This is a genomic window from Pseudomonas sp. NCHU5216 (assembly GCF_052156495.1).
In the GTDB taxonomy this organism is placed as follows: Bacteria; Pseudomonadota; Gammaproteobacteria; order Pseudomonadales; family Pseudomonadaceae; genus Aquipseudomonas.
On the sequence record NZ_JBQLIX010000024.1, the window covers coordinates 75,524 to 83,162 of the forward strand.

Here is a 7,639-nt window from a genome sequence, read left to right on the forward strand (position 1 = left end):
CCATGCACCTCAACCACCGCCTGCTCGCCGTCAACGGCATCGAACTCAGCCTGTACAGCGCCGGCCCCGAGCACGGCAAGCCGGTGTGGCTGCTGCATGGTTTTCCCGAGTGCTGGTACGCCTGGCATCCGCAGATCGAGGCGCTGGCCGCCGCCGGCTACCGGGTGTTCACCCCGGAGATGCGCGGTTACGGCGCCAGCAGCGCACCGGCCGATCCGGCAGCCTATGAGCTGCTCACCCTGTGCGGCGATATCCAGGCGGCGATGAACCTGCTCGGCCAGCGCGAGGTGGCGGTGGTCGGCCACGACTGGGGCGCGCCGGTGGCCTGGCACCTGGCGCTGCTGGAGCCTCAGCGAGTCAAGGCGCTCGGCGCGCTGTCGGTGCCCTTCGGCGGCCGGCCGAAACGCCCGGCCATCGAGATGATGCGTGAGGCCTACGCCGGGCGCTTCCACTACATCCTCTACTTCCAGCAGCCGGGGCTGGCCGAGGCGGAACTGGACGAAGACATCGGTCGCAGCCTGCGCCTGCTGCTCGGCGGCCTCGGTGATGCCCTGCTGGCGACGGACAAACCGGCCGATGCGCGGCTGTTCGACGGCATGCCGGATGAACTGCCCTTGCCGACCTGGTGCAACGAGACCACCTTCGCCCACTACCTGCGCACCTTCGAGCGCCACGGCTTTCGCGGCGCGCTGAACTGGTACCGCAACTTCGAGCGCAACTGGCAGCGTACCGAGCACCTGGCCGGGCTGCAGGTGATGCAACCGACCCTGTTCCTGCTCGGGGAAAACGACCCGGTCGGCCGCTTCGAGGCGCCGACACTGAAACGCATGGGCGACAAGGTGCCGCACCTGGAACGCCACGACCTGCCCGGCGCCGGCCACTGGCTGCAGGGCGAGCGCAGTGAGCAGGTCAACGAGCGGTTGCTGGATTTCCTCGGTCGACATTATCGCTGACGATCAGGACAGCGGATTGGGCTGTTCTGGCGGCATCAGGTAAACTGCCGCATCTTTTACCCCTATAACGATTCGCCTGATGCCGACCACTTTCCACGAGATCCCCCGCGAGCGTCCGTTGACGCCGCTGCTCGACAGCGCCAACACGCCGGACGAACTGCGCCGCCTGGCCGAAGCGGACCTGGAAACCCTCGCCGACGAGCTGCGCCAGTACCTGCTCTACAGCGTGGGCCAGAGCGGTGGGCACTTCGGTGCCGGCCTCGGCGTGATCGAGCTGACCATCGCCCTGCACTACGTCTTCGACACCCCCGATGACCGCCTGGTGTGGGACGTCGGCCACCAGGCCTATCCGCACAAGATTCTCACCGGGCGTCGCGAGCGCATGGGCACGCTGCGCCAGAAGGACGGCCTGGCCGCCTTCCCGCGGCGCAGCGAGAGCGAATACGACACCTTCGGTGTCGGCCACTCCAGCACCAGCATCAGCGCCGCGCTGGGCATGGCCATCGCCGCCCGCCTGAAGGGCGAGAAGCGCAAGAGCGTGGCAGTGATCGGCGACGGCGCCCTGACCGCCGGCATGGCCTTCGAGGCGCTCAACCACGCCACCGACGTTGGCGCCAACATGCTGGTGATCCTCAACGACAACGACATGTCGATCTCCAAGAATGTCGGCGGCCTGTCCAACTACCTGGCCAAGATCATCTCCAGCCGCACCTACGCCAGCATGCGCGAGGGCAGCAAGAAGATCCTCTCGCGCCTGCCCGGCGCCTGGGAGATCGCGCGCAAGGTCGAGGAACACGCCAAGGGCATGCTGGTGCCCGGCACCCTGTTCGAGGAACTGGGCTGGAACTACGTCGGCCCCATCGACGGCCACGACCTGCCCACCCTGCTCGCCACCCTGCGCAACATGCGCGACCTGGAAGGCCCGCAGTTCCTCCATGTGGTGACCAAGAAGGGCAAGGGCTTCGCCCCGGCCGAACTTGATCCCATCGGCTACCACGCCATCACCAAGCTGGAGCCGGTGACCCCGGTGGCCGCGCCGAAGAAACCGAGCGGCCCGAAATACTCCAACGTGTTCGGCCAATGGCTGTGCGACATGGCCGAGCAGGACGCGCGCCTGGTAGGTATCACCCCGGCGATGAAGGAAGGCTCCGACCTGGTGGCGTTCAGCGAGCGCTTCCCCGAGCGTTACTTCGACGTCGCCATTGCCGAGCAGCACGCCGTGACCCTGGCCGCCGGCATGGCCTGCGAAGGCGCCAAGCCGGTGGTGGCGATCTACTCCACCTTCCTCCAGCGCGCCTATGACCAGCTGATCCACGACGTCGCCGTGCAGCACCTCGACGTGCTGTTCGCCATCGACCGCGCCGGCCTGGTCGGCGAAGACGGCCCGACCCACGCCGGCAGCTTCGACCTCTCCTACCTGCGCTGCATCCCCGGCATGCTGGTGATGACCCCGAGCGACGAGAACGAACTGCGCCGCATGCTCACCACCGGCCACCTGTTCGACGGCCCGGCCGCCGTGCGCTACCCGCGCGGCACTGGCCCCAACGCGCCGCTCGATGCCGGCCTGGAGCCGCTTGAGATCGGCAAGGCGGTGGTACGTCGCCAAGGCAAGGGCGTCGCCCTGCTGGCCTTCGGTGTGCAACTGGCCGAAGCCCTGCGCGTGGGTGAAACCCTGGATGCCACGGTGGTCGACATGCGTTTCGTCAAACCCCTGGACGAAGCTCTGCTGCGTGAACTCGCAGGCAACCACGCGCTGCTGGTGACCATCGAAGAAAACAGCATCATGGGCGGCGCCGGCAGTGCGGTCGGCGAGTTCTTCGCCGCCGAGAACCGCCAGGTGCCGATGCTGCACCTGGGCCTGCCGGACTACTACGTCGAGCACGCCAAACCCAGCCAGATGCTCGCCGAATGCGGCCTCGACGAAGCCGGCATCGAACGCGCGATCCGCCAACGCCTGAAACAGCTCCAGCCCTGACCTGACGCGCCGTCCGGCCCAGTTATTGCTAATACTTGGCCTAGACTCCCTGCACAAGAATCCCCAAAGGCAGGGGACAGGGGCGCATCATGCAGCTACGCAGTGATGGGATGGATTTCACCGGGCGCGAGCGACGCTGGCTGCCCTGGTTTGGCAAGACCGGCAAGCTGGCCATGCGCTGGTCTTGTCTGCTCAACGCCGGCCAGGTCGAGCGGGTCGAGAAAACCTTCGCGGGGCTGGCCCGGACCCGCGTCGATCTGCTGACCAATTGGGCCAGACAGCACTGGCAGGCATTGGAACTCATCGCAGCAGGCCTGCAGCAGGCCTGGCCACTCTCCAGCACCACCGATCTGAAACGGCTGCACCAGCACCTGCCGGAAGTCTCCGAGCTGTTCGTGGTCGATGCCAGCGGCCTGATCGTCGCCTCCACCCACGCCCCACGAATCGGCCAGCGTCACGATGCCAAGGCCCTGACGGCAGGCCTGGCCGGGCAGTTCCTGCATGGCCCCTATGTCGACCCGCTGACCCTGCAACTGGGGGCCACCACCTCGAAGTTCCACGATGCCGTGACCCTGATGTTCCATCAGCCCCTGCAGCAGGCCGGCAAGGCGCTCGGCTGCCTGTGCGCGCGCATCCCCAACGACGTGCTCAGCGACCTGATCCAGCGCGAGGCCGGTCATGTCTACCGCGACTCCGGCGACAACTACCTGTTCATGGTCAAGAGTGTGCACGACCCGCAGATCGCGCCAGGCACCGCCCTGTCTCGCTCGCGCTTCGAGGACGACACCTTCACTGGCGGTGACAACCTGAAACAGGGCGTGAAAACGCCCTTCGGCACCGTAAAGGTGCAACACCACACCGAGTTCGAGCTGCGCTTCACTGACCCATCCAGCGGCCAGTTGCATCCGGGGGTGCGGGAAACCATCCGCAAGGGGCACAACCTGTTCGCCCTGTATCCGGGCTACCCAGACTATCGTTACGTGCCGGTGGTCGGTGCCGGCCTGACCTTGCAGATGCCCGGCTCCCCGGACACCTGGGGGCTGATGTGCGAAGGCGATCTGGAAGAGGTCTACCGCCAGCGCAGCCTCGGCTACAGCCTGACCAGCCACCTGCTATTCGGCCTGCTGGCATTGGGCCTGCTGAACTGGCAATTACCACGCCTGCTGCCAACCCATGCCAACGCGCTGAGCATCACTGCCAGCGCCCTGCTGCTGCTCGTTTACTGGGCCTTCAGCCTGCGCCCACGCATGCGTCAGCTTCAGGCGCTGTCGGACTTTTTCCTGGAAACCGCCGAATGCGGGGCCCCCTTGAGCAACCGCCTGGAGCTCCAGCGTTTCAACAGCGACGAGGCCGGCGCGCTGGCCGGCTGGGTCAACAGCTTCGTCGACAAGATGGACCACACCATGCAGGGCATTCTCAGCGCCGGTGCCGCCCTGCAACAAAGCTCCAGCGACCTCAGCCGCATCTCCAGCAGTGCCAGCCAATGCGCCGGCGAAGGGCAGACCGCGGCGGTGTCCACGGCCCGTGCCATGGTGGAGGTCAACCACAGCATCGGCGAAGCCACCGCCTACATAGTCGACAGCGAACGCGCCTCGCAACAGGCCCTGGCCATGACCCGCCAAGGCAGCGCAGCGGTCAACCAGAACGCCCAGGAAGTCAGCCAACTGGCCGAGCGTATCCAGCAGTCCAGCCAGACCCTGCAAGCCCTGAACCAGCAGACAGCGGCCATCCAGCACATCAGCGAGTCGATTCACGCCATCGCCGACCAGACCAACCTGCTGGCGCTCAACGCCGCCATCGAGGCCGCCCGCGCCGGCGACAGCGGACGCGGCTTCGCCGTGGTCGCCGATGAGGTGCGCAACCTGGCCAGGCGCACCTCGCAAGCGACCGAGGAGATCACCACCACCTTGGCCAGCGTGCGCCAGCAGACGTTGGAGAGCATGGACAGCATGCACAGTTGCCAGGAAGCGGCGCAGCGCAGCGTGGCCCGCTCGGATGAGGCCACCGCAGCCCTGCAGCGCATCCAGCATGACGTGGAGGCCATGCAAGGCCGCCTCGTCCAGCTCAGCCAGAGCATGCAATCGCAACTGACCCAGGTGCATGCGGTGAACGATCAGGCCCAGGCCATTACCGGCGCCGCCGAGCGCAGCAGCCAGAGCGCCGAGGAGATCCTCCAGGCAGCTCAGGCCCTGGCGCAACTGGTGCTGGATCTGCACAAGACGGCCAGTCGCCTGAGCCAGCAAGAGCCCACGACGAAGCCCCGCGAGCTGCGCCACGAGAAGCTGCCGACGCAGTCCAGGGCAGCGACTCACATGAGCATGAACTCCACTCATCGTTGAATGAGCGCAGCTTGCTTGTCATTCCCACGGGCGCGCACTAAGGTGCGCGCACTTCATGTTCCGCCAGGGTGTGCCGCGCAAGCGGCGTTAAACGGGAAGTCGGTGCGGTCATCATGAGCAATGCCGACGCTGCCCCCGCAACGGTAATCGACAGCAGCCACAAGGCTGCAACGGCATCCAACAGCCACTGGGTAAGCCCCGGGAAGGCGGATATCGGTCGAGAGCCCGGAGACCGGCCCTGGCGGTGTGACGCGTGTTGCGGAGGGCGACACGCTCAAGCACCGCCCCCCCCGCGTGCTTGCGCCTGCCCTCCTCGAACGTCTGCCGACCTTTGAGGAATAACGATGAAACTGTCCCGCCTGGCCCTGGCCATCGCCCTTGTGCCCGCGCTGTCGCCGGCTGCCGAACCCTATGTGACCGAACCGCTGGTGGTCACCTCCGGCCGCCAGGCCGAACCGCAGGCCCAGGCCACGGCAGCTACCAGCGTGTTCACGCGTGAGGATATCGAGCGTTTGCAGGCGCGCAGCGTGCCGCAGTTGCTCAGCCGCGTGCCCGGCGTGCAGGTTGCTAGCTCCGGCGGGGTGATTTCCTACTCCGTGCGCGGCACCAGTACCGCACAGACCCTGGTGCTGATCGACGGCCAACGCGTTGCCTCCGCCAGCAGTGGCATCGCCCGCCTGGACTACCTGAACATCGATAACGTGGAGCGCTTGGAAGTGACGCGCGGGCCGCGCTCATCCCTGTATGGCGCCGACGCCATTGGCGGGGTGATCCAGATTTTCACCCGCCGTGGCGAGGCAGGTCTGCACCCACAGGTGCGCCTGGCGCTCGGCAGCCATCGTACCTTCCAGCGCAGCGTGACGCTGGCAGGCGGCAACGAGCGCACCACCTTCAATCTCGGCGGCAGCCTGGACGAAAGCCACGGCTGGGATCGCACCAGCGACGACGTCGGCGCCGACAGCGACCATGACGGCCTGCGCAACAAGGCCGTACACCTGAACCTGGATCATCGTTTCAGCGATGACTGGAAAGCCGGGCTGAACCTGAACGACCAACGCGGCGACAGTGAATACGACGACGCTTACAACTTCGTCCCCGGCCAGCCCCACGACGAGTTCCGCCTGAGCAGCTACAGCGGCTATCTGGACGGCCAGCTCAGCGCTAACTGGAACAGCCGTCTCGAGCTGGGCCGCAGCTTCGACCGCAACAAGGCGCTGGGCGCGGCAGATAGCTGGAACAATGGCACGCTGGAAACCACGCGCCACTCGGCGAGCTGGATCAACCGCCTGCAACTGGGCGCCGCCAACCAACTGACCCTGGGCAGCGACTGGTACGAGGATCGGGTCGATGGCAGCACGGCATTTGCCGAAGACCAACGCGACAACCATGCCTTCTTCGCCCAGCACAGCTTCAAGGGCGAGCACTTCGGCACCGAACTGGGCCTGCGCCACGACGACAACCAGCGCTACGGCAGCCAGAATAGCTGGAATGCCGCTCTCAGCCTGCCCGTTGGCGACAGCCAGAGCTGGATCCTCAGCTATGCCGAGGGCTTTCGCGCGCCCACTTTCAGCGACCTCTACTACCCAGGTGCCGGCAACCCGAATCTGCAAGCAGAGACCTCGAAAACCTACGAGCTGCAATGGCGCGCCGACGCCTCCGGCACGCAGTTGAGCACGTCGCTGTATCGCACCGACATCGACGACATGATCGCCTGGGACAGCAGCGCCAACCAACCGGAGAACATCGCCAGGGCACGCATCGATGGCTTCGAGGCCAGCGTTGCCCGCAACCTGCTGGGCTGGCGCGCCAACCTCGGCCTGAGCCTGATCGACCCGCGCGACCGCAGCAACGGCCACACACTTGCCTACCGCGCACGGCGCACCCTGAGCCTGGATCTCGACCGCCAGTTCGGCGCTTTCACCGTAGGCGGTTCCTGGCGTGTGGTGAGCCAACGCTACGATGACGCCGCCAACACCCGCCAACTCTCCGGCTATGGCGTACTCGACCTGCGCAGCAGTTGGCAGAGCACGCCCGAGCTGCGCTGGGATCTGAAGCTGGACAATGTATTGGATCGTCGCTACGCCCTGAGCAACTACATGCGACCAACCAGCGCGCTGGACTTCATGGGCGAGCCACGCCCCTACCGCGATGCTGGCCGCACCGCGCTGCTGGCGGTGACCTGGACGCCAGCGCTGTAGATTCGAGGCTGGTAGGGGTATTGGCAGTTTGGGGGGACTGCTTGTTTGATACCGGACTGGCAATGCGGTTGGTTTTTTGGGGTGTCTGTTCCGAATTGCCGCGTTTTTGCTGATGTTTTTGGTTTCGCCCTCCCGGGCGAGTCACTTTTGCGGGCAAAAGTAACCAAAACCCTC

Annotated in this window: 4 protein-coding genes and 1 riboswitch; all 4 genes read left to right on the forward strand. The window is 66.0% G+C overall.

Annotated elements, in window-relative coordinates; translation table 11 throughout:
* Positions 1-2: 2 nt before the first annotated feature.
* Complete coding sequence (locus ACSVIK_RS17065) at positions 3-953, forward strand: alpha/beta fold hydrolase (RefSeq protein WP_442445441.1); 951 nt, start codon at positions 3-5, stop codon at positions 951-953.
* Between the two features lie 79 nt (positions 954-1,032).
* Positions 1,033-2,928, forward strand: coding sequence for a 1-deoxy-D-xylulose-5-phosphate synthase (gene dxs / locus ACSVIK_RS17070; RefSeq protein WP_442445442.1), 1,896 nt, complete (start codon positions 1,033-1,035; stop codon positions 2,926-2,928).
* A 1,610-nt stretch (positions 2,929-4,538) separates the two neighbouring features.
* A complete protein-coding gene (locus ACSVIK_RS17075) occupies positions 4,539-5,267 on the forward strand; it encodes a methyl-accepting chemotaxis protein (RefSeq protein ID WP_442445446.1) in 729 nt (242 codons plus the stop codon).
* Between the two features lie 49 nt (positions 5,268-5,316).
* Positions 5,317-5,522: riboswitch (cobalamin riboswitch) on the forward strand.
* A gap of 89 nt (positions 5,523-5,611) precedes the next feature.
* Complete coding sequence (locus ACSVIK_RS17080; protein WP_442445443.1) at positions 5,612-7,465, forward strand: TonB-dependent receptor domain-containing protein; 1,854 nt, start codon at positions 5,612-5,614, stop codon at positions 7,463-7,465.
* Positions 7,466-7,639 lie beyond the last annotated feature (174 nt).

Coding starts and splice junctions, on each gene's coding strand:
- ACSVIK_RS17065 (WP_442445441.1), top strand. CDS start 3: ATGCACCTCAACCACCGCCTGCTCGCCGTCAACGGCATCGAACTCAGC.
- dxs (WP_442445442.1), top strand. CDS start 1,033: ATGCCGACCACTTTCCACGAGATCCCCCGCGAGCGTCCGTTGACGCCG.
- ACSVIK_RS17075 (WP_442445446.1), top strand. CDS start 4,539: ATGACCCGCCAAGGCAGCGCAGCGGTCAACCAGAACGCCCAGGAAGTC.
- ACSVIK_RS17080 (WP_442445443.1), top strand. CDS start 5,612: ATGAAACTGTCCCGCCTGGCCCTGGCCATCGCCCTTGTGCCCGCGCTG.